This window comes from Kitasatospora sp. NPDC049258, from assembly GCF_040678895.1.
Classification (GTDB): domain Bacteria; phylum Actinomycetota; class Actinomycetes; order Streptomycetales; family Streptomycetaceae; genus Kitasatospora.
This window is the reverse complement of record NZ_JBFAQT010000042.1, coordinates 1-23,007: the sequence shown is the minus strand read 5'-3', so window position 1 is coordinate 23,007 and position 23,007 is coordinate 1. Positions and strand designations below refer to the sequence as shown.

The window sequence follows — 23,007 nt, the reverse complement described above, 5'->3', positions numbered from 1 at the left end:
CGCGCTCACGTTGCCGTCGACCGCGATCGAGCTGCCCTTGTGGGTGCCGTAGCTGTCGTTCTCGTCGGCCCAGTGGCCGGCGGGCCTGGTGTGCTCCAGGTGACCGGTCCTGCGCCCCGGTCGCGAAGAACAGACCGCCGAGCATCAGGGCGAACGCCGTGAGGATCGTGGTCAGTGCCCTGGTCGAGCGGGCGCAGGGCGGGCCGGGTCATGGCGCGCCCGGCGGCAGGCCGAACAGGCGTGCGGCGTTGTCGTGGCAGACCGCCCGCAGCCAGTCCGCGCCAAGCCCGAGGCGGGCGAGCGCGTGCAGGGCGTGCGGGTAGCCGTAGGGGATGTTGGGGAAGTCGGTGCCGAGCAGGATCCGGTCCTGGAGTGCGGCCAAGCGCGGGAGTTCGGCCGGCGGGAAGGGCGCGGTCAGCTCGGTGAAGTCGGTGAACACCATGGTGGTGTCCAGCCGGACGTGCCGGTGGCGCTCGGCGAGGTCGAGGAAGTCGGCGTACTCCGGCAGCCCCAGGTGCGCGACGATCAGCCGGAGCTCCGGGTGCCGGGCGAGCACCGCCCCGATCGGGCCCGGGCCGGTGTGCTTCCCCGGCGCCGGGCCGGAGCCGCAGTGCACCACCACCGGCGTGCCGGCTTCCGCCAGCAGGCCCCAGACCTGGTCCAGCAGCGGGTCGTTGGGGTCGTACCCGCCGACCTGGACATGCGCCTTGAACACCCGCGCCCCGCCGTCCAGCGCCGCCGCCACGTACCGCCCGGCGCCGGGCTCGGGGAAGAAGGTGGCGGTGTGCAGGCAGTCCGGCGTCCGGGCGGCGAAGTCGGCCGCCCAGGCGTTCAGCCAGGCGGCCATCTCCGGCTTGTGCGGGTACAGCATCGCGGTGAACGCCCGCACCCCGAACTCCCGCAGCGTGTCCACCCGTTGCCGCTCGTCCTGGCGGTACGCGATCGGCCACGGCCGCCCGGTCAACGGCCCCGCCGAGTCGAAGTACGCCCACACCTTGGCCAGCACCCGCTCCGGCATGAAGTGGGTATGGACGTCGATCAGGCCGGGCAGGCCCAACCCGCGCCAGAACGACCGGACTTCGGCGCTCTCCGTCACAGCCGGACCCGGCCCAGCACGGCCGCGGTGTCGACCCCGACCGGCAAGGTCCCGAAGGCCGCGCCGTGGTCGCCGCCGAGCCGGGAGGCGCAGAAGGCGTCGGCCACCGCCGGGTCGCCGTGGCGGACCAGCAGCGCGCCCTGGAAGGCCAGGGCCATCGACTCGACCAGGCGGCGGGTGCGGTACTCCACCTCGGTGGTGTCCCCGAGCTGCTTGCGCAGCGCCGCGACGGCGGCGTCGAGCCGGTGGTCGGCGCCGGCCGCGAGGTCGAGCTCGCCGAGCAGGGCCTCCACCGTCTCGGGGCCGCGGGCCATGGCCCGCAGCGCGTCCAGTGCGGCGACGTTGCCGGAGCCCTCCCAGATCGAGACCAGCGGCGCCTCCCGGTAGAGCCGGGGCATCCCCGACTCCTCGACGTAGCCGTTGCCGCCCAGGCACTCCAGCGCCTCGGCGGCGTGCGCCGGCCCGCGCTTGCAGACCCAGTACTTGGCGACGGCCAGGCCGAGCCGCCGCACCAGCACCTCGTTCTCGTCACCGCCGAGCGCCCGGTCGGTGGCCTCCGCCAGCCGCATGGCGACGGCGGTGGCGGCCTCGGACTCGACCACCAGGTCGGCCAGCACGTTGCGCATCAGCGGCTGGTCGATCAGGGCCGCGCCGAACGCCCGTCGGTGGGTGGCGTGGTGGACGGCGCGCAGCGTGCCGTAGCGCATCCCGGCGGCGGCGCCGATGGTGCAGTCGAGCCGGGTCATGTTGACCATCTCGATGATGGTCCGCACCCCGCGGCCCTCCTCGCCGACCAGCCAGCCGACCGCGCCGTCGTACTCGATCTCGGCGGAGGCGTTGGACTTGTTGCCGAGCTTGTCCTTGAGCCGCTGCAGCAGCAGCCGGTTGCGGCCGCCGTCCGGCAGCACCCGCGGCAGCATGAAGCAGCTCAGCCCGCCGGGCGCCTGGGCCAGGGTCAGGAACAGGTCGGACATCGGGGCGGAGGTGAACCACTTGTGCCCGGTCAGCCGGTAGGTCCCGTCCGGCTGCGGGGTGGCGGTGGTGGTGTTGGCCCGGACGTCGGAGCCGCCCTGCTTCTCGGTCATCGACATGCCGGCGATCAGGCCGCGCTTGGCGTGCGGCTCGCGCAGCCCGAAGTCGTACTCCCGGGAGGCGAGCAGCGGCTCCAGCGGCTCGGCCAGAGCCGGCGTGGCCCGGAGCGCGGGGACGGCGGCGTAGGTCATCGAGATCGGGCAGGTGTGTCCGGCCTCGACCTGGCTCCAGACGTGGAACTTGGCGGCCCGCGCGGTGTGCGCGCCCGGCCGGTCGTCCCGCCAGGGCGCGGCGTGCAGGCCGTGGCCGACGGCGACCCGCATCAGCTCGTGCCAGTACGGGTGGAACTCCACCTCGTCGATCCGGTGGCCCCAGCGGTCGTGGGTGCGCAGTACGGGCGGGTTCTCGTTGGCCAGCCGTCCCCACTCGGCGGCCTGCTCGGAGCCGGCCAGCACCCCGAGCTCGTGCAGCTCGGGCTCCGCCCAGCCGGCCCCGGCCCGGTGCAGGGCGGCCAGCAGGGTCGGGTCCTCGGCCACGTCGTGGCCGTACGGGGCGGGCACCTGGTTGGTGACCTCGTGGGTGGCGGGCATCAGGCTGCTCCTCGGCTCATCGGGCGGTACCTGGGGGCTGGTCTCCGAGCGCGCGGAGGGTGAAGGAGACCAGGGCGGGGATCACGTCGTCCGGCTGGCCCCCGCCGGCGGCCAGCGGGCCGACCAGCGCCTCGCCGACGGCGCCGACCAGGGCGGCGGCGGTCAGCGCGGCGTCCTGCGGCGGCAGCAGCCCGGCGGCGAGGGCCTCGGAGATCTGGGCGGCGAACAGGTCGCGGAAGGCGCGGCGGAACACCAGCCGCTCGGCGTCGACCACGGCGTCCGCCGGTTCGGCGAGCAGGGCGTAGGCCAGCCGGGGCGCCTTGAGCGCGCGGCGGGCGAAGGTCTCCACCACGGCCGCGACCCGGGCCTGCGGGCCGCCCGCCCGGGCGGCGGCCTCGGTGACGGCCTGGAGCTCCCGGCCGACGGTCACCCGGAACAGCTCCACGGAGAGCTCGGCCTTGCCGGCGAAGTGCTGGTACATCGAGCCGGTGGCGATCCCGGCCCGGTGGGCGACCGCGGCCATCGAGCAGCCGCCGTAACCGCGTTCGGACATCAGCTCGACGGCGGCGAGCAGCACCGCCTCGCGCTGGGCGTCCAGTCGGGCCTGTACGGCGGGGGTGCGTCGGTATGCCACACCAAGAATTGAACCATTGATTCAGCTCTTAGCACAGGGGGCCGGCCGATCGGCGGCCGCGAAGGTGTGCCCAGGGCCACCCGCCGGAGGGGGTGGGCGGGTGGCCCTGGCGCAGCGGGGGCCGTTACGGCCGGGGCAGGACGCAGCCCGCGAGGGTCAGGTCGAGCCGGTTGCCGGGGGCGAAGCAGGCGGGGATGCCGTACGTCTCCTCGGCGTAGTTGATGCCCTGGCGGACCGTCACCTTGCCGCTCTGGTCCACCTCGCACGGGTTGTTCTCGGTGCAGCGCTCGCCGTCCTCGTTGCCGGTGTTGTTCACGGCCGTCACCAGGCCGGTGCTGGTGTCGATGACCGGCGAGCCCGAGGTGCCGCCGATCGTGTTGCAGCTGGAGGTGTAGCGGACCGAGTCCTTCCAGGTCCAACTGCCCTCCTTCAGCCGGTAGACGAAGCCGTCGACACTGCAGGAGTAGGTGCGCTTCCAGTACCCGGAGACCACCTTGATCGAGGCGCCCTGGGTCGGGTGGTTCGGCGAGATGGTCAGCGGGGCGATCCCGTACTTCGTCTGGATCGCGGCATAGGTGCTGGTCAGCTGATAGATCGACACATCGGTGTCGGTCATGGTGCCGTAGACGATCTTGTTGGCGCGCACCGTGCCGAGGCTGCCGCCGGTGGCGCTCAGCAGGGTGAAGCCGCGGCTGGAGGAGCGGTTGACGACCACCTGACCCGGGCCCGGCATGCCGGTTTCCAGGCAGTGGCCGTTGGAGAGGATCAGGGCCGGGTCGGAGGCGGCGGAGTTGGGGAGCCGCACCAGCGAGCCGGAACAGTTGCTGAGCGCCACCGTGCCCGCGTAGGTGACGGCGGCGGACGCGGGGGCGGCCGAGGCGGGCGCGGCGCCGGCCAGGGCGGTGGCTCCGGAGAGCAGCAGCGCGGCACAGGACGCGCCGATGAGCGGCTTCTGCATGAGAGTGCCTCTCGGTGGGGGTCCTCAAAATTTGGCGTGAGCATGACGACATGTCAAGGGCGCCGCATCCAAAGACCTCACCAAGAACCCCGCCCCGCCGAGCCCCCGACGCAGCGTCAGCCCTCCCGCCAGTGACGGCGCCCCACGCTGATCAGCCGCAGCCGGGTCCGGGCCGTGCGGGCGAGCTCCGCCTCCCCCTGCGGCCCCACCTCCAGGAACGCCGTCGCGGTCATCACCAGCAGGTCGACGTACAGCTCCGCCAGCATCCGCACCTCCCCCGCCGGCCAGCCCTCGGAAACCGGCTGCAGGGCGAGCGCCTCGGCCACCTCGTCGGCGAAGCGCCGCAGTTCGGCCGCGATCGCCTCGCGGACCTCCCGCACCCCGCCGTGCCGCTCGCGGGCCAGGAAGCGGACGTACGCGCGGTGCTCCCGGACGTGCGCGGCCACCACCTCCACCGCCCGGTCGATCAGCGCCTCCGGATCGCCCTGCCCGCCCTGCTCGGCGAGCGCCGCCCGGATCATGCCGTGCAGGTTGGCCAGCGACTCCTCGACCAGCACCACGCCCAGCGCCGACAGGTCGGGGAAGTGCCGGTAGAACCCGGCCGGTGACATCCCTGCCGCCCGGGTGACCTCGCGCACCCCGAGGCCGCTGAGGTTCTGCTGCTCCAGCAGGCGCAGCCCCGCGTCCAGCAGGGCCCGCCGGCTCTGCTGCTTCTGGGCCTGCCGGACCCCCGTACCGCTCTCACTGTGACTCACATCATTCAGTAAACAACTGTTTGCCGAGTCTGGAAAGGGTAGATTGGAGATGTCAGCGAACAACTGTTAGCTGAATTAGCCTCAGGAGGCCTGCCATGCTCCTCTTCGCCCTCGCCGCGCTCGGCCTGCTGGCCGGCGCCGCGGTCCACACCTCGATGCCGGTGTTCCTGGTCGCGGCCGGCGCGATCGCCGCCTGGCTGCTGCTGTTCGGTGCCCGCGAGCACCTGCCCCGCCTGTACCGGCACTGACCGCCGCCGGGTCGACCGACCGCCCGGTCGACCGCCGAATCCAAGGAGTCCCGCCGTGCACGCCGTGAAGAACCTCACCCGCCGCCAGGCCGAGGCCGACCAGATGGCCGTCGCCTCCTTCGTGCTCGGGCTGCCGGGCCTGCTCGTCCTCAACCTGATCCTCGGCCCGATCGCCATCGTGCTCGGCGGCCTGGCCCTGCTGCGCGGCACCGCGCGCCGAGGGCGGGCCCTGCTCGGGCTCACCCTCGGCGTGGCCGACCTCGCCGTGCTGGCGGGTGCCCTGGCCGCCGGCCACGGCACCCTGCTCCAGCTCGGCTGAGCCTGCTCCGCCGGCCCCACCGGCCCCGGCTCAGCCGGTCGGGGCCGTCCACTTCTGATTGGCCGCCCCGGTGCAGGTCCAGATCTGGGCCCGGGCGCCGTTGGCGGAGCTGTTGTCCGTCACGTCCAGGCACCTGCCCGCCGCCGGGTTGACGATGTCGTGCGAGCCGGCGGAGTAGCTCCACCGCTGCGCCCCGGTGCCGTTGCAGTCCCACAGCTGCACCTTGCTGCCGTCCGCGGTGGCCCCGCCGGAGACGTCCAGGCACTTGCCGAGCGCCCGGACGGTGCCGTCGGCGCCGAGGGTCCAGCGCTGGGCGGCCGAGCCGTTGCAGTCGTAGAGCTGGACGGCGGTGCCGTTGGCCGTCGCACCGGCCGCCACGTCAAGGCACTTGCCCGCCAGGCCCGTGACCGGGCCGCTCGCCCCGCCGCCGCTCTGGCCGCCGCTCCAGGTGAAGGTGGCCGAGGTCTTCGCGGGCAGGCCGTAGGTGAAGTTCTGCCCGCCCCAGTTCACCCGCAGGGTCTGCGCCGAGCCGCTGTCGTTGTAGGCGATCAGGGCCTTGGAGCCGTCCGGGTTCTGCCAGGCCACGTTGGGCACCGCCGAGTTGGCGGTGGAGGCGATCCGGTACGCACCCGGCTTCACGAACTTGGTGAGGTGGCCCATCGTGTAGAACTCGACCGTGTAGTCGACCTGGCCGCTGCGGGCGTCGCCGTCGTGCACCGTGACCAGCCCGGTGCAGGTGCCGCAACCGCCGTAGTGCGGGCCCATGTTCTGGTCCACCGCCAGGCTCCACTTGGTCACCGACTTCCCCCAGTTGCGGGTGTAGTCGATGATGTTGCGCATGTCCTCCTGCTGCTGGTCGCCGATCCAGGTGCCGCCGGAGTGCTCGGTGTCGAAGGCGTCCAGCGCGGGGTACCGGTCGTGCACGGTGGTCTGCGCCGAGACGTCGCCGCCGTAGCCGTGCCAGGCGATGCCGCCGAAGTTGGGGTGGCTGCGGATCGCCGGGTCGTCCACGGTGGGCGCGGCGTAACCGGCGTACTGGTCCCAGTTCCAGTCCAGCGCGAGCACCTTGGTGGCCAGGCCGGCGCCCTGCAGCGCGGGCAGCAGGTCGGTGCCGGTGAAGTACCGCAGGCCCGGGCCGTTCCAGCTCATCGACGGGTAACCGCCGCAGCAGGTCGGCTCGTTCTGCACCGTCACGTAGTCCACCGGCACGCCCTGCGCCTGGTAGGCCTGCAGGTACTTCACGAAGTACTGGGCGTACGCGCCGTAGTACTCCGCCTTCAGCCAGCCGCCGTCGAGGCTGCCGCTGTCCTTCATCCAGGCCGGCGCGGTCCACGGTGAGGCCATCACGGTGAGCGCCGGGTTGAGCTGGCGGGCCTGCCTGGTCAGCGGCAGCACGTCGGCCAGGTCGTGCGCGACGGAGAAGTTCGCCAGCGCGGGGTCGCTCTGGCCGGCCGGGCGGTCGTCGTAGGTGTAGCCGTACCGGGCCAGGTCGGAGGAGCCCATCGGATTGCGGACGAAGGACAGGCCGATCCCGTCGGTGGGCGAGAAGAGCGCCCGCAGGGTGGCGTCCCGGGTGGCGGCGCTCAGCGCGCCGCTGCTGTTCAGCAGCCAGGCCGCGGTGTCGGTGAAGGAGGCGCCCCCGCCGGTGAACTGCTGGTAGCGGGTGGACTCATCGACGGTGATCTGCTGCCCGCCACTGCCGGCGCCGGCGGTGAAGGCGGTCGAGGGCTGCTGCTGGAGGCCGCGGGTGACGTGCCGTCCGCCGGCGTCGTCGGTGCTGGTGAGCCAGATCGAGACCGGTTCTCCGGCCGCCTGGGCCGGACCGGCGCCGGCGGCCAGCAACCCGGAGGCGGCGAGCGCTCCGGCCAGCACGGCGACAGCCGTACGACGCCTGCGGGACGGATGGGCAGAGGGGGGCCTGGGCATGTCGGCTCCGCCTTTCGGGTGGCCGAGAGGTCGGCGGGTGGGGGTGGTGGCCAGCAGAACGGGCTGCGGGGTGGGTGGGCAGCCGGTGGCGCGGTGCGATTCAACTCCTGGACACGTCAAGGCGTCAAGGTTTTGGTCTGAACCAGTTGTCGTCAACTCGTGAAGACAGAGCTGGGAGCTGCTGCGGGGTTTTCGTTCGGGAGTTGACGGAATGACAGTTAGGAAAGGTTCCCATCGGTAACCCTTGACGGCCGCCCCGACGGCTAGTTGACTCCGGTCCCACGCCGAGCGGCGCCACAGCGGATCGCGGCCTCCCCCGCCCCTCGGGCGACCTGCATGACGCTCCGTCAGCACCGGCTGTCCGTACCGCCGATCCCCCCACCCGGTCCTCAGGAGGACTCCCATGCCACGCCTCTCGCGTCCGGCCGCCCTGGTCGCACCGCTCGCCCTGGCCGCCGGCACCCTGCTGGCCGCGGCCCCGCAGGCGAGCGCCGCCGCCAACCCCGGCCCCGGCTTCCCCGCGCAGTACGCCGCCCCCTACGTCGAGACCTGGAACTCCCCCGCCGCCCTGGCGAACGCCCGGGCCGCCACCGGCCTGAAGTACTTCACCCTCGCGTTCGTGATCAGCGACGGCAGCTGCAACGCCACCTTCAACGGCAACACCCCTGTCTCGGACGCCGGTTGGACCTCCGCCGTGAACAGCCTGCGGGCCGCCGGGGGCGACGTGATCGCCTCCTTCGGCGGCGCGGCCGGCACCGAACTCGGCCAGGCCTGCACCTCGGTGAGCAGCCTCAAGGCGCAGTACAAGAAGGTCGTCGACACCCTCAACCTGACGAAGATCGACCTGGACATCGAGGGCGGCGCGCTGGGCGACACCACCGCCAACGACCGCCGCAACCAGGCCCTCGCCCAGCTCCAGCAGGAGTACGCCGCGGCCGGCCGCAACCTCGCCGTGCACTACACCCTGCCGGTCAACCCCACCGGCCTGGAGGCGAATTCACTCAGCCTGCTCGACAACGCCAAGAGCCGCGGCCTGAACGTCGGCGTGGTCAACATCATGACCATGGACTACGGCCCCAGCCTCGACATGGGCAGGGCCGCCACCGACGCCGCCACCGCGCTGCACACCCAACTCGGCCGGATCTGGACCACCAAGACCTCGCAGCAGCTCTGGGCGATGGAGGGCAACACCCCGATGATCGGGGTGAACGACAGCACCAACGAGGTCTTCACCACCGCCAATGCCGCCACCGTGGAGAGCTTCGCCGCGAGCAAGGGCATCCAGCTGCTCGCCTTCTGGGCGCTCGGCCGCGACAAGGCCTGCGCCACCGACGGCACCCTGTCCGACTCCTGCAGCGGCACCCCGCAGAGCGCGTACCAGTTCTCCCGCACCTTCAACGCGATCACCGGCGGCACCACCACCCCGGGGCAGCCCGCCGGGCAGATCACCGGGTACGGCGGCAAGTGCGTGGACGTGGCGGCCGCCGCCACCGCCAACGGCACCGCCGTCCAGCTCTACGACTGCAACGGCACGGCCGCGCAGAACTGGACCGCGGCGTCGGACGGTTCGCTCCAGGCGCTCGGCAAGTGCCTGGACGTGACCAGCGCCGGCACCGCCAACGGCACCAAGATCCAGCTCTGGGACTGCAACGGCACCACCGCCCAGAAGTGGCAGCCGGGCACCGGCACCACCCTGGTCAACCCGGCCTCCGGCCGCTGCCTGGACGCCACCGGCCCCAGCTCCGCCAACGGCACCCGCCTGCAGATCTGGGACTGCTCCGCCGCGGCCAACCAGCAGTGGCACCTCCCGACCTGACCCGCCCCCACCTCGGCGGACCGCCCGCCGCGCCGATCAGCCGAGGGAGGGACAGCTGCCGGCCAGGTGCTCGCCGATCTGCTGCCGCATGCTGGGGTGGATGTCTCGTACCGGTCGAGGTCCGCAGGCAGGGATCCAGCGCACGCCGTCGGCCTCGTGGGTGACCGTGGGCTCGCCACCGATCGGGCGCGCCCCAGGTAGGCGTTCTCGTACTGCCGGCGGATCTCGGCGTCGGTGCACGGCCCGGGCGGCGCGGTGGCTCCGGGAGCAGACGCCGAAACCCCTTGCCGGCACGAGGTCCTGGCGGCGCCGCCCGTGGCCGGGGGCGGAACAGGTGTGGCCCGGCGGCGCGCGGGGCGCCGGCGGGCCACACTGCGGGCTCCGGGTCGGTCAGACCGCCAGGGGCTTGATGGCGGTGGGGGCGTGGCCGGGCTCGGTGGCCAGCTCCTCCCACTCGTTGATCGCGTCGATGCCGGCGCCGCCCATCGAGATGTTGGTGACCCGCTCCAGGATGGCCTCGACCACGACCGGGACGCGGAACTCCGCGGCCAGCTTCTTGGCCTCCTCGAAGGCCGGCAGCAGCTGGTCCGGCTCGGTGACCCGGATCGCCTTGCAGCCGAGGCCCTCGACGACCTTGACGTGGTCGACGCCGTAGACGCCCAGCTCCGGCGAGTTGATGTTCTCGAACTCGAGGTTGACCTGGAAGTTGATGTCGAGGTTGCGCTGCGCCTGGCGGATCAGGCCCAGGTAGGCGTTGTTGACCAGGACATGGACGTAGGGGATCCGGTGCTGGGCACCGACCGCCAGTTCCTCCAGCATGAACTGGAAGTCGTAGTCGCCGGAGAGGGCGACCACCGGGGTCTCGGGATCCGCGGTGGCGACCCCCAGCGCGGCCGGGATGGTCCAGCCGAGCGGACCGGCCTGGCCGCAGTTGATCCAGTGCCGCGGCTTGTAGACGTGCAGCATCTGCGCACCGGCGATCTGGGACAGACCGATGGTGGTGACGTAGCGGGTCTCCGGGCCGAAGGCCTTGTTCATCTCCTCGTAGACGCGCTGCGGCTTCAGCGGCACGTTGTCGAAGTGGGTGCGGCGCTGCAGCTGGGCCTTGCGCTCCTGGGTGGAGGCGGCCCAGGCGCTGCGGTCGGGCAGCCGGCCCGCGGCCTTGAGCTCCTTCGCCACCTCGACGAACAGCTCCAGCGCGGCCTTGGCGTCCGAGGCGATGCCGAAGTCCGGGGCGAAGATCTTGCCGAGCTGGGTCGGCTCGATGTCCACGTGGACGAACGTGCGGCCCTTGCGGTAGACGTCCAGCGCGCCGGTGTGGCGGTTGGCCCAGCGGTTGCCGATGCCGAGGACGAAGTCCGACTCCAGGAAGTTCGCGTTGCCGTAGCGGTGCGAGGTCTGCAGGCCGACCATGCCGGCGTTGAGCGCGTGGTCGTCGGCGATGATGCCCCAGCCCATCAGGGTCGGGATCACCGGCGTGCCGGTGAGCTCGGCGAACTCGACCAGCAGCGCGGCGGCGTCGGCGTTGATGATGCCGCCGCCGGCGACGATCAGCGGGCGCTCGGACGCCAGCAGGAAGCCGATCGCCTTCTCGATCTGGGCCCGGGTGGCGGCCGGCTTGTAGACCGGCAGCGGTGCGTACGTCTCCGGGTCGAACTCGATCTCGGTCAGCTGGACGTCGATCGGCAGGTCGATCAGGACCGGGCCCGGGCGGCCCGAGCGCATCAGGTGGAAGGCCTGCTGGAACACACCTGGGACCTGCGCGGCCTCCAGCACGGTGGTGGCGGACTTGGTGACCGGCCGGGCGATCGAGGCGATGTCGACGGCCTGGAAGTCCTCCTTGTGGAGCACCGCGGTCGGCGCCTGCCCGGTGATGCACAGGATCGGGATGGAGTCCGCGATCGCCGAGTACAGGCCGGTGATCATGTCGGTCCCGGCCGGGCCCGAGGTGCCGATGCAGACACCGATGTTGCCGGCCTTGGCCCGGGTGTAGCCCTCGGCCATGTGCGAGGCGCCCTCGACGTGCCGGGCGAGCGTGTGGCGGATCTCCCCGGAGGCCTTGAGGGCCGCGTAGAAGGGGTTGATGGCAGCGCCCGGCACGCCGAACGCGACCTCGACGCCTTCGCGCTTGAGGATCTCCACTGCCGCGCGGGCGGCTGTCATACGAGGCATCGGGTTTCTCCTGCGTCCGGCCCGAGATGGTCGGGGGCTCTTCCGTCCGGTGGGCCGCCAGCTGCTGGCATTTCCACAATGCGGAAGAATAGTTTTGGTATGCGAAAGCAAAGTAAGCCGAGCCCCGCGCGGCCGTCAAGGGGGGCCGACCCGCGCCCACCCCCCGCACCCGCCGTCGACCGCTGGTGGGGGCGGACCGGCCGTACCCGCACCACTGGCCCCGGGCGTGGGCCGCAGCGCGGCGGGCCCCACCCGGCCACAATGGGGACACAGGAAGCCGTCGAGCGGGGACGAGGACAATGGCCCATATCGCGGTGAGTGCGCTGAGCCACGAAGGCCTGGTGCGCGAGCACAACGAGGACAGCCTGGCGATCGGCCCGTGGACGCTGTGCGCGACGGTCACCGAGAGCCCGCAGACCCTGCTCTTCCCACTCGGATCACCGTGTCTGGTGGCGGTCGCGGACGGGCTCGGCGGCCACCCCGGCGGCGAGGTCGCGAGCGCGCTGGTGGCCCGCCGGCTGGCCATGATCGGCCCGGGGCTCACCGAACCGGAGGCCGTCCGGGAGGCCGTACTCGCCTGCAACCAGGAGGTTTTCGAGGCCACCGAGCGGACGCCGGAGCTGATCGGGATGGGCACCACCCTGGCCGGCCTGGTGGTCACCGCGACCGAGGTGATCGTCTTCAACGTCGGCGACAGCCGGGTGTTCGACGCCGCCGACGGGAGCCTGCGCCAGCTGAGCACGGACGACAGCCCGCCGCCCCCACCGGGCCGCCGCACCACCAACATCGTCACCCAGACCCTGGGCGGCGCGATCTCGCCCCGGACGGTGCTCCCGCACGTCACCGCCCACCCGCTGCCCGCCACCGGCGCCCGCTACCTCGTGTGCAGCGACGGCCTCACGGACCCGGTGCCGGAGGAGGAGATCACCGAAATCCTGGCGGGCCGCAGCGACAGCGAGGCGGCCTTCGAGCTGTGGCGGGCCGCGATCGACGCGGGCGGTCCGGACAACATCACGCTCGCCCTGGTCTCCGTCCACCCGGACGACTGAGGGCGAGCAGGACGAGTAGGACGAGTAGGACGAGCCGGGTCGCGCAGGGAGGAGCGGGGCGGCCGAGGGCGGCCCCGGGAGGCCCCGGGGCACGGCGCGTAGAATTCGGACCGGGCCGCAGGGCCTGATGCAGCATCACCTGCGCGCGGTCGAGGCCCGGCCCGCGCAGCGGCCGACCGAGGGGGAGTTCAGACATGACCGAGGTACGGATACCGTCGGCGGCCGCCGAGCACGACCCTTCGCCGCAGCCGGGATCACCGCCGGGATCACCGCCGGCACCCGTCGCCGCCCCGGGCGAGGGCGGCCGCTGGCAGGCGGCCCGCCGCGCGGCCGCCATCCTGCTGGGGGCCCGCAGTCGCCGGCCGGTGCCGATCGGCCGCCCGATCCAGGAGAGCGACTACCGCTGAGCCCCGAGGTGCGCTTCACCCTTCGCGCGGCGCCGCCCACCCCGGCCCTCGACCGGGTGGCACCTCCGCCCCCCTGAACGGCCTGACCGACTGACCATCAGATTTCGTCGCCCTTGCGGCAGTTGGGTGCTCCTAGGCCGCCCGCACGTCCGACGGGCTGCAGGAGGGGCACCACACGTCCCGCTGCCGCTGTGCGGGCACCTTCGGCGCTCCCGCCGGGCGCTCGGCCACCGTGACGGCGCAGCCGGTGGCCAGGCCGTGCGGCCGCACCGGGCCGTGCCGCAGGCTCTGCTCGCGGGCGAAGGCCCGCACCAGGTGGTCGTAGCCGAACCGCCCCGGCGCCGGGGCGGTCAGCAGATGCGCGTCCACCAGTTGCTCCAGGAGTTCCTCGGTGCGCTCCGGCGACTGCGCCAGCACCGCCGCGGCGATGCCCAGCCCGACCTCCGGCCGGTCCGACCAGGCCAGCAGCCGGAAGGCCCGGGCCGCGGCGGGCGACAGCAGGGCCTGACTGGCGGCGAGCGCGGCGCGGACGTCGATCCCGCCGATCCGCAGCTCGTCGAAGAGCCGGCTGCCGTCGGCCAGCCGGTCGGCGAGGTCGCGCACGCTCCAGGACGGCCGGGCGACCAGCCGGGCCGACGCCGCCCGGACCGCCAGCGGCAGCCGCCCGCAGGCGGCCACCAGCTCCGCGACCGCCGCCGGCTCGGCCGCGGCCCGCTCCGGGCCGACGATCCGCTCGAACAACCGCCGGGCCTCGGCCTCCTCGGGCAGCGTGAGCCCCACCTGGCGGGCGCCCGGGAGATCGGCCAGCAGGCGCCGACCGGTCACCAGGGTCGCCGCGGCGGGGTCCGCCGGCAGCAGCGGACGGATCTGGGCGCTGTCCAGCGCGTCGTCGAGCACCACCAGCAACCGGCGACCGGACAGCACCGATCGGTAGAGCGCGGCCCGCGCCCCCAACCCCGGCGGGATCGCCGCGGCCGCCACTCCCAGCGCGAGCAGGAAGGCCTCCAGCACCTCGCCCGGCGCCGCCGGTTCGGGGCCGGTCCCGCCGAGCTCCGCGTAGAGCACGCCGTCCGGGAACTCCGCGCGCGCCTCGTACGCGGCGCGCACGACCAGCGCGCTCTTCCCGATTCCCGGCTGGCCGGAGACCGCGACGACCGGCGGGCAGTTGCGCCGCGGCACCAGGAATCCGGAAATGCGCCGGAGCTCGACCGCCCGGCCGGTGAATTCGGCGATGTCCGCCGGCAGCTGGAAAGGCACCGCCAGAGGTTCGACCACCATCCGATCGACGCCATTGGTGCCCACCGCGGTGGCCGATTCCTCCTCCCGGAGAATGATTCGGTGCACCTCGCGGATTTCTGCTCCGGGCTCCACCCCTATTTCCTCCACCAGCGTCCGGCGGACCTGCTGGTAGGCGTTCAGCGCCTCGGTGCGGCGGCCGCTGCGGTGCAGCGCGGTCATCAACTGCGCCCAGAAGCGCTCACGGCCCGGGTGTTCGGCGGTGAGTGCGCGCAGCTCCGCGACGACCGCCTGGTGACGGCCGAGCCGGAGCTCCGCCTCCATCCAGGCCTCCACCGCGTCCAGGCGCCCCTCGTTCAGCCGGTCCGCCTCGAACTGGTGCAGCGCGTCGGACGGGACGTCGATCAGAGCCGGCCCCCGCCACAGGCCGAGCGCCGAGCCGAGCAGCTCGGCCGCCCGCTCGTACGCGCCCTCGCGCAGGGCGGCCACACCCTGCGCGCGGAGGCTCTCGAACCGCCAGGCGTCCAGCTCGGAGGGGTCCAGCTCGATCAGGTAGCCGCCCTCGCGGGTGCCGATCCGCTCACCGGCCGCGCCGAGGCTGCGACGCAGCCGCATGACGTAGTTGCGCAAGGTGGTGGCCGCGCTGGGCGGCGGGGAGAAGTTCCAGATGGTGTCCGCCAGTACGTCCGCCGGCACCACCTGCCCGGGCCTCAGCAGCAGCGCGGCGAGCAGCACCCGCTGCTTGGCGGCCGGGACGACGTGCTCGCCCGAACCATCCCGGACCAGCAGCGACCCAAGAACGCAGAACTCCATCTACCGGCACTCCCTCCGGCGTCGCTTCCCGGGTTCCCGGGGTGCGGATCACCGTCGTCGATCAACACCTCCGTTTCTATCGATCCGTCAGGTTGTCCAGCGCGTACGAGCGGTCCGGTCAATCAATGACGGACAATTGACGCCCGAAATGGTCAGCTTCGCCCGGGGATGCGCCGCGGGTGAGCGCCGGGTGCGCCGCGAGTGCACCACTGAGGCGCCACCGAGGCGCCGGGGGCGCACCGAGGGATGGCCCGCCCCCGGCCGCCCACTCCGCGGGCCCCGGCCGCCCCCGCCGCGGGCCCGCACACGACGACGGGCCCGCGGGCGGCTCGGCCCTTCCGCTCAGCCCTACGACTCAGCCCTTCGGCTCAGCCCTTCTTGGGGAAGCTGCACGCGGCGGCCTGGGCAGCGGCGAGCTGCTCGGCGTCGAGCGCCAGCGGCTGCGGGTCCCCCTCGCCGCCGGGCCGCAGCAGCTTGGCGTCGACCACGCCGGTCGGCCCCTCGCCCCCCATACAGGCGACCGCGACCACCGGGACCTCGGGCTTGGTCGCCAGCTCCGCGCGGAGCGGCTCCAGCCGCCACGGCTCGACGAAGGAGGCGAGCGCGTCGTCGGTGAAACCGAGCTGCTGCCAGCTGGGCACGGGAGCCTGCGGCGCTCCGGTCGCGAAGAATCCGGCGTAGCCCACGATCCCCAGGTGCGATCCGGTCGCCTTCAGATAGATCGCATCCGCTCCATCGGCCGGTCCGGAAATGCCCAGGGATATCGCGGAAGGCGGCGGAGCGCCGCCGTCGCAGGACTCGACGCCCATGCCCTTGGGGGGATTTCCGTGAATGACCCCCGAGGAGATCACCCCGCCGCCGCGGACCTTGAACCAGCGCATGTCGGGAGTGTTCGAGAAGGCGTCCGTGATCACCTCGCCGAGGCAGAATCCGGTGAACTCGGCCTGGCAGCCGGGCGGATACTGCTGCAGGGTCGCCGAGTGCGTGCCCGCGCCGGCCCGGACCCTGGTGGTCGGGAGGTAGGTCGTCCCCGAGAACAGCCCCGGCCCGCCGTAGTCCGCGCACGGGGGCACCACCGTCGCGCTCGGCGTCGGGCTCGGCGTGACGGAGGCCGTGGACTCGGCCGACAGTCGCGGGATCAGCACGGCCAGGACGCCGGCAGCCACCGCGAGCCCGACGGCCGTGGCCAGCACCGGCCAGCGGCGCGAGCGGCTCGCCTCCACCGCGTCGGCCTCCCCCTCGGACGGCGAGGACAGCTCCGCGGCACCGGTGCTCAGCTCCTCCGGCCCGGGCTCCGACTCAGCCCCCGGCTCGGCGGGGCGGCCGGAAGCGGGCGCCGAGGCGGCCTCCGGCGCGGAAGCCGGCGCATCCGCCGGTGTGCCGGCAGATGCGCCGGCGGGCTCGACGGCACCGGTGTCGACCGGTCCGGCGGTGAGGTCCTCACCGGGCTCGGCGCCGGAGTCGGCGCCGGGCTCGGGCGCAAGCTCCGACGGCGAGCCCTCGACCCGCTCGCCCGCCAGCCGCCGGTCCAGCTCGTGCCAGCGCCGCTCCCAGAGCTCGACGTCACCCCCGCAGGCCCCGACGTAGGCGAGGGTGACCTCCAGGCTGGGTTGCCGTACGCCACCGGCGGCGTCGCTCAGCGTGGTGGCGGCGAAGCCGGCCCGGCCGGCCAGCACTCGGTAGGTGGGGCTGCCGGCTTCCTCGCGCACACCTCTCAGGTCGTAGGCGAACGCCTGCAGTGGACCTTCGGTCGGATCGATGGGGCGGGGCTTGCGAGCCAACGCTTCTCCTAGCCTCTTCTCGAACTCGCCGTGGCGGTGCGAGGGCCGGGGAAACCCGTCCGCACGGCGCAACCTGACCAGGGCAACCTACAAGTCGCCGTATCAGGCCCGTTGCACGGGCCGGTTCCTGACACACCCGCAGCCCGCCTGCAACCCGCCCGCAACCCGCCGTCGGCCCGTCCGGGCCCGGAAACGACGAGGGTGCGCCGGTGGGACTGAGTCCCACCGGCGCACCCTTGGACCGGACGGCCGGCCAGCCGTGGTTCGTACCGGATCCCTCGAGGGCACCGCCCTCGGCTCCGCCGTACGTACCGGAGGCCCGCAGCCGGGCCCCCTTGTCTGAACTGCCCACTCCCCCGTGGTGTCAGGCCGGACCGGTCGATGACCGCCCGGCTGTCCGCCGTCCCCGTCGTGGCGGCGTGCTGCCGGATCGCCCCGTGCCGACCGGTCGCCGCACCGCCGTGACACATCCTGGCGGAGCGGCGTATCGCGACCGTCGCGCGGTCGTATCCCGTTGACCGGGCGCGACCCGAGCAGCGGACCGGGCGCGCCGCACCCGCTCGGCGCGGGGAACCGCCGCACCGTCCCGCGCGGGGGCGCAGCAGGGCGGCGCGGGGGCGCACCGCCCGGGGCGTCCGGGCGCGCGGCCCGGACGTCGTCAGAGCGTCAGAGCCTTCAGAGCTTGAACAGCTGCGCGAACGGCTGAACCAGCCGCTCCTGGCGCGAGCCGAAGTCGACCAGCACCGCGATCTCGCCGTCACCCTCGACGGCGATCGCCCGGCCGAGGCCGTAGCGATCATGCGAAACCCGGTCTCCCACGGCGAACCGCTTGGGGACCGGCGGGACGGGAGCCTTGAAGGGACTGGTGGGCAGGTGTCGCCGGGCTGCGGCTGAATTCGTCATCTTCGCCAGTATGCGCCCAGCTGAATCAGACCGCGCCATACGCGAGGGCATCGGAGTTGAATAGTTATCCGGATCATGCACCCCGGAGGGTGAACGTCGGACGACGCCGAAGATCGCTGACGCACCGTCAGGCAGGAGCCGATCCGGCTCCCCCGCCCGCGCTCCCCGGCCCGGTGACCCGGCCCGGCGCCCGCCGGGGGGCCACCTGCGGACGGGCGGCCGGAAAACTGGTGGCCCGGCGACCACCCGTTCCGGCCCGCGGCCTGCTACAGTCGGTACCAGTTGCAGTTTTGGTTCCCATGAACTTTGTGTGCGCCTGTTGGCTTGTGACCGACAGGCGCATTTTTGTTTCCCGGCTCTTTATTCCCGGGCGGGTCATCATCGCGGCGACGCGAAACCTGCGCAGTGTGGGTTTCGACAGTCCCCTGAAGGAGATTCTTTAAATGGCTAATGGCACTGTGAAGTGGTTCAACTCGGAAAAGGGCTTCGGCTTCATTGAGCAGGAGGGTGGCGGCCCGGACGTCTTCGCCCACTACTCGAACATCAACGCCAACGGCTTCCGTGAGCTGCTCGAGGGCCAGAAGGTCGAGTTCGACGTCACGCAGGGCCAGAAGGGCCCGCAGGCGGAGAACATTCGCCCCCTCTAGTTCTTAACGCTGCACCGGCACCCGCCCATGCAGCCGGGGCCCGCACCGCGCACTTGCACGGTGCGGGCCCTTTTGGCATGTCTGCGGGGCGCTGCGTCGAACGCCGCCCCGCCGCCGCCCGTTTTCCGGCCCGTTCTTGCGATGTCCCGGCGCCCACGCGCGCCGTGGAACCTTCCCGGGAGACGTGCCGCCCCGAGGAAGGTCTTCATATGGTCAGTTCCAACCGTTCGTCTTACCGGGGTTCCGGCTCCGGCTCGCGCGCCGGCGCACGTTCCGGCTCCCGCTCCGCCCCGCGCTCCGGCGGCGGTACGGGCCACCGGCCCCGCCCGGCCGGTCAGAGCGGCGAGTTCGCGCTCCCCGTCAGCACCACCCCCGCACTGCCCGCGGTCGAGTCCTTCGACGAGCTGGACATGCCGAAGGCCCTGCTGGCCACGCTGACCCGGCAGGGTGTCACCGCCCCGTTCCCGATCCAGGCCGCCACGCTGCCGAACTCGCTGGCCGGCCGGGACGTCCTGGGCCGCGGCCGCACCGGCTCCGGCAAGACCATCGCCTTCGGCCTCGCACTGCTGGCCCGCACCGCCGGCCGCCGCGCCGAGCCGCGCACCCCGCTGGCCCTGGTGCTGGTGCCCACCCGCGAGCTCGCGCAGCAGGTCACCGAGGCCCTCACCCCGTACGCCCACACGCTGCGGCTGCGGATCGCGACCGTGGTCGGCGGGATGTCGATCGGCCGCCAGGCCCAGGCGCTGCACCGCGGCGCCGATGTGGTCGTGGCCACCCCCGGCCGGCTCAAGGACCTGATCGAGCGGGGCGACTGCCGGCTCGACGAGGTGGCCGTCACGGTGCTGGACGAGGCCGACCAGATGGCCGACATGGGCTTCCTGCCGCAGGTCACCGAGCTCCTCGACCAGGTCGCCGAAGGCGGCCAGACGATGCTGTTCTCGGCCACCCTGGACCGCAACGTCGACCGCCTGGTCCGGCGCTTCCTGAAGGACCCGGTCACCCACTCGGTGGACCCGTCCGCGGCCGCCGTCAGCACCATGGAGCACCATGTGCTGCACGTGCAGACCTCGGACAAGAACGCCGCGATCACCCACATCGCCGCCCGCGACGGCGGTGTGATCATGTTCACCGACACCAAGCACGGCGCGGACCGGCTGGTGCAGGACCTGCTGGCCAGCGGGGTGAAGGCGGCCGCGCTGCACGGCGGGAAGTCCCAGCCGCAGCGCACCCGCACCCTGGAGCAGTTCCGCACCGGCGCGGTGACCGCGCTGGTGGCCACCAACGTGGCGGCCCGCGGCATCCACGTCGACGGGCTCGACCTGGTGGTCAACATCGACCCGCCGGGCGACCACAAGGACTACCTGCACCGCGGCGGGCGTACCGCCCGGGCCGGCGAGTCCGGCACCGTGGTCACCCTGGTGCTGCCCAACCAGCGCCGCGAGATGGCCCGGCTGATGGCGACCGCCGGCATCACCCCCAACTCCGCCCGGGTGCACTCCACCGACGAGGAGCTGGCCCGGATCACCGGCGCCCGGGTACCCAGTGGCATCCCGGTGGTGATCCCCGACCCGGTGATCGAGCGCCCGCGCCGCTCGGCGAGCGCCAACCGCAACCGTCGCAGCCGTACCGGCGGCCCGGCGCACCCCGCCCGCAGCGGCGCGTCCGTCGCCGGCGGCTCGTCCGGCTCCCGTCCGGGCACCGCCCGGCGCGGCGGCGGCCAGGCCCGCTGACCCCGGCTCGCACCACGGCTGCGACCGCCCCTCCTGCGCCCCGGACCCGCTGCGGTCCGGGGCGCTCCGGCGTCCGAGGCCGATGCCCGGCGCGACCGGGCGGCCCGGCTCAGGCACGTCGTCGAGCAGCACCCGGCCTCGGCGGGGCGTGCCCTTGCCCTTCTCGTCCCCCACCCGGTCCCCGTCGTTGACCCCGCAGTCGATTCTCAGCACGTCGTCGTGCCAGACCCGGTGCGCCACCACCTTGTCCGCGTCGTGGCGCAGATGCGGATCACGGGCCGGCCCGAGGCCGCAGCCACGCAGCCGCGCGGGCAGAGTGCAAGGTCCGGGCGGTGCCGGCCGACCAGCGGTTCAGCACCGACGCCCGCCGCCCCGGCTTGCCGTTCCGCTCCCCCGGGCAGCGTGAACTGGCCACCGCCGAGCCGAGTTTCATCAGGACGGACGACCCCGAGCACGCCCGGCCAGTTGGTGACATCCGTCACGCGGTGGGGGGAGGACCGGACGGTCCTCCCCCCACCGCAGGAGCGTTACTCCCGACCGGCCAGCCGGGCCCGGACCCAGGGCGCGAAGTCCCGGTGCCCCTCCCCCTCCGGCCGCTGCCGCAAGGCCTCCTCGACCACCTCGACCGGCGCGTCGTCCACCATCGCGATGATCTGCCGCTCCAGCGGCGAGGCGAGCCCCTTCATCCGCGCGATCCGCGGCGTGCGGCACTCCTCCAGCAGGTTGCCCCGGTCCAGCAGGTGCAGCAACTGGGGGACCGCGGTGGTGCGCAGCGCCTGGGCCAACTGTGCGCCGAAGCCCACCTCGTCCGTGCGCGGGCCGAACATCCAGGTTTCCGGATCGTCCTCCGGATCCCGGGCGAGTTGTTCGGGCGGCGGGCACGACCAGCGCAACAGCCAGCCGGAGTGCTCCGGCGGCCCGAGGTACTGAGGTGCGGTCTGCCTGCGGATCCACTCCCAGTGGGCCCGTGTGGTGAGCGCGAGCTCGATGCCGAAGGTGACCGTCACCGGGTCCAACGGGAACTCGGCGAACGCGACGAAGGCCACGTCACCGCGGTCCGAGGCCCGGCGGAAGCTGCGCCCGGATCGGCGGAAGCCGGCCAGCCTCAGCTCGGGTGCGGCGTACTGCCGAATCAGGGTGTCCAAATAGCTCAACAGGTCCTCCTGTCCTTTCCACGGCTCGGGATCCGGCCTGTCACACGCAGGCCGGATCCCGTCCATCAGATCACCGAGTGGGCCGACCGGTCACGCCGCGAGATCGAACAGCGCCGAGGCGGCCGCCACGGTGGCGACGGCACCGGCGGCCGCCGCCTCCTCGGGCAGCGCCGCCACCACGCCGGCGGCGCCGATCACGACGAACGGCACCACCAGCAGCGCGCCGGGGCCTCCGACACTGGGGCCGAGCGGGCGGGTACCCAGTCCCGGCTGGTAGACCGTACCGGCGTACTCGCCGGGGCCTGGGCCGGGGCTCGGGCTCGGGACCCGCTGGGCCGCCTGCTGGGCGGCGACGGCGGCCGGGCTGGAGGTCGAGATCCGCTTGAAGTCACGGTCGTTGGGCTTGCCGTAGATCACCGCGCCCTCGGCCGGGCCGATCACCTTGTCACCGTTGGCGTGCACGTCGTACGGGCCGCCGATGGTCCAGCCCAGCACGGCCTTCTTGCCGTCGGCCTTCAACCTGCTCACGTACCACTGGGCCTCGGGGACGGCGCTTGCGGCCTCGCTGGCGGACTTGACCTCCCAGACGTAGTAGACGTCGGCGTCCGCGTCGTACCCGAGGATGTCCACCAGGCCGTAGGTCGAGTCCGCCTGCTTGTAGTTGGGGTACATCCGGTCCTTGTTGGCCCCGTCGATCCTGTTGTACTTCGTCTCGACCGTGAAGTTCTTCACCCCCATGCTCTTGACCTGCTTCTTGATCTCATCCACGGCGACGGCGACGGCCTGGTTGTGCCGGGTGGTCCGGTCGTAGCCCTGGGAGGCCGCGCGCCGGGCCTCGGCCGCCGCGGCCATCTCGTCCGCGATCTGGGCGAACAGTTTGGTGAGGTTGGACCAGAAGTCGGTGCCGCTGTTGGCCCGGGTCCGCGAGGCCCGCTCGTCCGGGTCGTAGAGACCGCCCGGGTCGGAGCGGTTGACCGGGTTGTTGTGCGAGTAAACGTAGCCGTTCCACTGCTGCGGGTCGTCGACGTCCAGGATGAGGTCGACGCTGATGAAGCGGCCGGTGGCCGGATCGTAGTCGCGGGCGCCGAGGTGGGTGAGGCCGGTGGCCTCGTTGGTGCCACCGACGAAGCCGCGGTTGCCGGACCAGGAGGTCGGGGCGGTGCCGCGGGCCTCGCCGAACGGGGTGGTCCGACGCTGGTCGACCGCGCCGGTGGTGGCGTCGATGTTGAGCTCGGCGGTGCCGTGGTGGTCCGCGAGCTGGAAGACCACCTTGCCGTCGTCGGTGCGGACGGCGGTGGCGGTGCCGATGGCGTAGTAGCGGGTGGCGACCGGCTTGGCGGCGCCCTTGACCAGCTTCAGTTCGCTGTTGCCGAGGTAGAGGGTCCAGTTCTCGGCGGCCGGGGCGGCGGAGTCGGCGGTGTGCGCCAGGATCCGGTTGCCGCCCGCGTCGTAGACGTAGTCGGTGGCCTTTCCGCCGTCGGTGACCTTCTCCAGCTTGCCCTCGGTGTTCCAGGTGAGGGTCTGGTTGCCGGTCGGCTTGAGATGACGCCCGGTGGTGTTGCCGCCGGTGTCGTAGTCGTAGGTCTGGGTGACGGGCGTGCCGGTGCCGCCGGTGACGGCGCTGGTGCCGGTGAGCGAGTGCGGACGGGCGGCGGTGGCCGCCGGGTAGGTGTAGGTGGTGGTGGTGTCCTGGGCGGTGTTGCCGGCCGGGTTGTGGTCGGTCTCGGTGGCCCGGGTGCCG

At 73.0% G+C, this 23,007-nt stretch carries 19 protein-coding genes; 7 read left to right on the top strand and 12 right to left on the bottom strand.

Annotation, left to right across the window (positions count from 1 at the left end; translation table 11 throughout):
• Nucleotides 1-208: 208 nt before the first annotated feature.
• The 5 genes from AB0K43_RS26420 to AB0K43_RS26400 all read right to left on the bottom strand — a co-directional run bounded on the left by AB0K43_RS26420 (nt 209) and on the right by AB0K43_RS26400 (nt 5,065).
• Entirely contained in the window at nt 209-1,096 is an 888-nt protein-coding gene (locus AB0K43_RS26420; protein WP_363643942.1) for an amidohydrolase family protein, read from the bottom strand.
• Nucleotides 1,093-2,718 (bottom strand): acyl-CoA dehydrogenase family protein, encoded by a 1,626-nt coding sequence (locus AB0K43_RS26415; protein ID WP_363643940.1) that lies wholly within the window; start codon nt 2,716-2,718, stop codon nt 1,093-1,095. Before AB0K43_RS26415 ends, AB0K43_RS26420 begins: the two co-directional genes overlap by 4 nt.
• Before the next feature lie 16 nt (nt 2,719-2,734).
• A complete protein-coding gene (locus AB0K43_RS26410; RefSeq protein WP_363643938.1) occupies nt 2,735-3,352 on the bottom strand; it encodes a TetR/AcrR family transcriptional regulator in 618 nt (205 codons plus the stop codon).
• Nucleotides 3,353-3,476: 124 nt separating this feature from the next.
• Nucleotides 3,477-4,310 carry a serine protease gene (locus AB0K43_RS26405; protein WP_363643936.1) on the bottom strand — a complete coding sequence of 278 codons (834 nt, stop codon included), beginning with the start codon at nt 4,308-4,310 and terminating at the stop codon, nt 3,477-3,479.
• A 116-nt stretch (nt 4,311-4,426) separates the two neighbouring features.
• The gene (locus AB0K43_RS26400; RefSeq protein ID WP_363643934.1) at nt 4,427-5,065 is read right to left on the bottom strand and encodes a TetR family transcriptional regulator; all 639 of its coding nucleotides are present in this window, start codon (nt 5,063-5,065) and stop codon (nt 4,427-4,429) included.
• A 95-nt stretch (nt 5,066-5,160) separates the two neighbouring features.
• Here AB0K43_RS26400 and AB0K43_RS26395 point away from each other — a divergent pair, with 95 nt between their 5' ends.
• Together AB0K43_RS26395 and AB0K43_RS26390 are read left to right on the top strand one after the other, a co-directional pair.
• Nucleotides 5,161-5,313: a hypothetical protein gene (locus AB0K43_RS26395; protein ID WP_363643932.1), complete on the top strand. Its 153-nt coding sequence runs from the start codon at nt 5,161-5,163 to the stop codon at nt 5,311-5,313.
• Between the two features lie 103 nt (nt 5,314-5,416).
• Nucleotides 5,417-5,632 (top strand): DUF4190 domain-containing protein, encoded by a 216-nt coding sequence (locus AB0K43_RS26390; RefSeq protein ID WP_363644010.1) that lies wholly within the window; start codon nt 5,417-5,419, stop codon nt 5,630-5,632.
• Between the two features lie 30 nt (nt 5,633-5,662).
• On the opposite strand, the gene AB0K43_RS26385 is transcribed toward AB0K43_RS26390, so the two are convergent.
• Entirely contained in the window at nt 5,663-7,558 is a 1,896-nt protein-coding gene (locus AB0K43_RS26385) for an RICIN domain-containing protein (RefSeq protein ID WP_363643930.1), read from the bottom strand.
• A gap of 403 nt (nt 7,559-7,961) precedes the next feature.
• On the opposite strand from AB0K43_RS26385, the gene AB0K43_RS26380 reads away from it, so the two are divergent.
• Complete coding sequence (locus AB0K43_RS26380; RefSeq protein WP_363643928.1) at nt 7,962-9,374, top strand: RICIN domain-containing protein; 1,413 nt, start codon at nt 7,962-7,964, stop codon at nt 9,372-9,374.
• Nucleotides 9,375-9,764: 390 nt separating this feature from the next.
• Here the strand turns inward: AB0K43_RS26380 and gcl are convergent, their stop codons facing one another.
• The gene (gene gcl / locus AB0K43_RS26375; RefSeq protein WP_363643926.1) at nt 9,765-11,546 is read right to left on the bottom strand and encodes a glyoxylate carboligase; all 1,782 of its coding nucleotides are present in this window, start codon (nt 11,544-11,546) and stop codon (nt 9,765-9,767) included.
• Between the two features lie 299 nt (nt 11,547-11,845).
• On the opposite strand from gcl, the gene AB0K43_RS26370 reads away from it, so the two are divergent.
• The gene (locus AB0K43_RS26370) at nt 11,846-12,595 is read left to right on the top strand and encodes a protein phosphatase 2C domain-containing protein (RefSeq protein WP_363643924.1); all 750 of its coding nucleotides are present in this window, start codon (nt 11,846-11,848) and stop codon (nt 12,593-12,595) included.
• Between the two features lie 194 nt (nt 12,596-12,789).
• Nucleotides 12,790-13,002, top strand: a complete 213-nt coding sequence (locus tag AB0K43_RS26365) for a hypothetical protein (protein WP_363643922.1) — start codon at nt 12,790-12,792, stop codon at nt 13,000-13,002.
• 132 nt (nt 13,003-13,134) lie between these two features.
• On the opposite strand, the gene AB0K43_RS26360 is transcribed toward AB0K43_RS26365, so the two are convergent.
• From AB0K43_RS26360 to AB0K43_RS26350, 3 genes are all read right to left on the bottom strand, one after another.
• Nucleotides 13,135-15,051: a BTAD domain-containing putative transcriptional regulator gene (locus AB0K43_RS26360; protein ID WP_363643920.1), complete on the bottom strand. Its 1,917-nt coding sequence runs from the start codon at nt 15,049-15,051 to the stop codon at nt 13,135-13,137.
• Between the two features lie 368 nt (nt 15,052-15,419).
• On the bottom strand, nt 15,420-16,832 hold the full coding sequence (locus AB0K43_RS26355; RefSeq protein WP_363643918.1) for a hypothetical protein: 1,413 nt from the start codon (nt 16,830-16,832) through the stop codon (nt 15,420-15,422).
• A gap of 675 nt (nt 16,833-17,507) precedes the next feature.
• Nucleotides 17,508-17,735, bottom strand: a complete 228-nt coding sequence (locus AB0K43_RS26350) for a hypothetical protein (RefSeq protein ID WP_350636869.1) — start codon at nt 17,733-17,735, stop codon at nt 17,508-17,510.
• Between the two features lie 443 nt (nt 17,736-18,178).
• On the opposite strand from AB0K43_RS26350, the gene AB0K43_RS26345 reads away from it, so the two are divergent.
• Nucleotides 18,179-18,382 (top strand): cold-shock protein, encoded by a 204-nt coding sequence (locus AB0K43_RS26345; protein ID WP_045694210.1) that lies wholly within the window; start codon nt 18,179-18,181, stop codon nt 18,380-18,382.
• Nucleotides 18,383-18,591: 209 nt separating this feature from the next.
• A complete protein-coding gene (locus AB0K43_RS26340) occupies nt 18,592-20,112 on the top strand; it encodes a DEAD/DEAH box helicase (RefSeq protein WP_363643915.1) in 1,521 nt (506 codons plus the stop codon).
• 527 nt (nt 20,113-20,639) lie between these two features.
• On the opposite strand, the gene AB0K43_RS26335 is transcribed toward AB0K43_RS26340, so the two are convergent.
• Both AB0K43_RS26335 and AB0K43_RS26330 read right to left on the bottom strand, forming a co-directional pair.
• Nucleotides 20,640-21,266 (bottom strand): hypothetical protein, encoded by a 627-nt coding sequence (locus AB0K43_RS26335; protein WP_363643913.1) that lies wholly within the window; start codon nt 21,264-21,266, stop codon nt 20,640-20,642.
• A 90-nt stretch (nt 21,267-21,356) separates the two neighbouring features.
• On the bottom strand, nt 21,357-23,007 hold a 1,651-nt coding region (locus AB0K43_RS26330), incomplete at its 5' end, for an RHS repeat-associated core domain-containing protein (protein WP_363643911.1).

What these genes read in the sequence shown, in the direction of transcription:
- AB0K43_RS26370 (WP_363643924.1), top strand. Translation starts at nt 11,846, where the DNA reads ATGGCCCATATCGCGGTGAGTGCGCTGAGCCACGAAGGCCTGGTGCGC.
- AB0K43_RS26350 (WP_350636869.1), bottom strand. Translation starts at nt 17,735, where the DNA reads ATGACGAATTCAGCCGCAGCCCGGCGACACCTGCCCACCAGTCCCTTC.
- AB0K43_RS26395 (WP_363643932.1), top strand. Translation starts at nt 5,161, where the DNA reads ATGCTCCTCTTCGCCCTCGCCGCGCTCGGCCTGCTGGCCGGCGCCGCG.
- AB0K43_RS26390 (WP_363644010.1), top strand. Translation starts at nt 5,417, where the DNA reads ATGGCCGTCGCCTCCTTCGTGCTCGGGCTGCCGGGCCTGCTCGTCCTC.
- AB0K43_RS26345 (WP_045694210.1), top strand. Translation starts at nt 18,179, where the DNA reads ATGGCTAATGGCACTGTGAAGTGGTTCAACTCGGAAAAGGGCTTCGGC.
- AB0K43_RS26385 (WP_363643930.1), bottom strand. Translation starts at nt 7,558, where the DNA reads ATGCCCAGGCCCCCCTCTGCCCATCCGTCCCGCAGGCGTCGTACGGCT.
- AB0K43_RS26365 (WP_363643922.1), top strand. Translation starts at nt 12,790, where the DNA reads ATGACCGAGGTACGGATACCGTCGGCGGCCGCCGAGCACGACCCTTCG.
- AB0K43_RS26340 (WP_363643915.1), top strand. Translation starts at nt 18,592, where the DNA reads ATGGTCAGTTCCAACCGTTCGTCTTACCGGGGTTCCGGCTCCGGCTCG.
- AB0K43_RS26415 (WP_363643940.1), bottom strand. Translation starts at nt 2,718, where the DNA reads ATGCCCGCCACCCACGAGGTCACCAACCAGGTGCCCGCCCCGTACGGC.
- AB0K43_RS26405 (WP_363643936.1), bottom strand. Translation starts at nt 4,310, where the DNA reads ATGCAGAAGCCGCTCATCGGCGCGTCCTGTGCCGCGCTGCTGCTCTCC.
- gcl (WP_363643926.1), bottom strand. Translation starts at nt 11,546, where the DNA reads ATGCCTCGTATGACAGCCGCCCGCGCGGCAGTGGAGATCCTCAAGCGC.
- AB0K43_RS26360 (WP_363643920.1), bottom strand. Translation starts at nt 15,051, where the DNA reads ATGGAGTTCTGCGTTCTTGGGTCGCTGCTGGTCCGGGATGGTTCGGGC.
- AB0K43_RS26380 (WP_363643928.1), top strand. Translation starts at nt 7,962, where the DNA reads ATGCCACGCCTCTCGCGTCCGGCCGCCCTGGTCGCACCGCTCGCCCTG.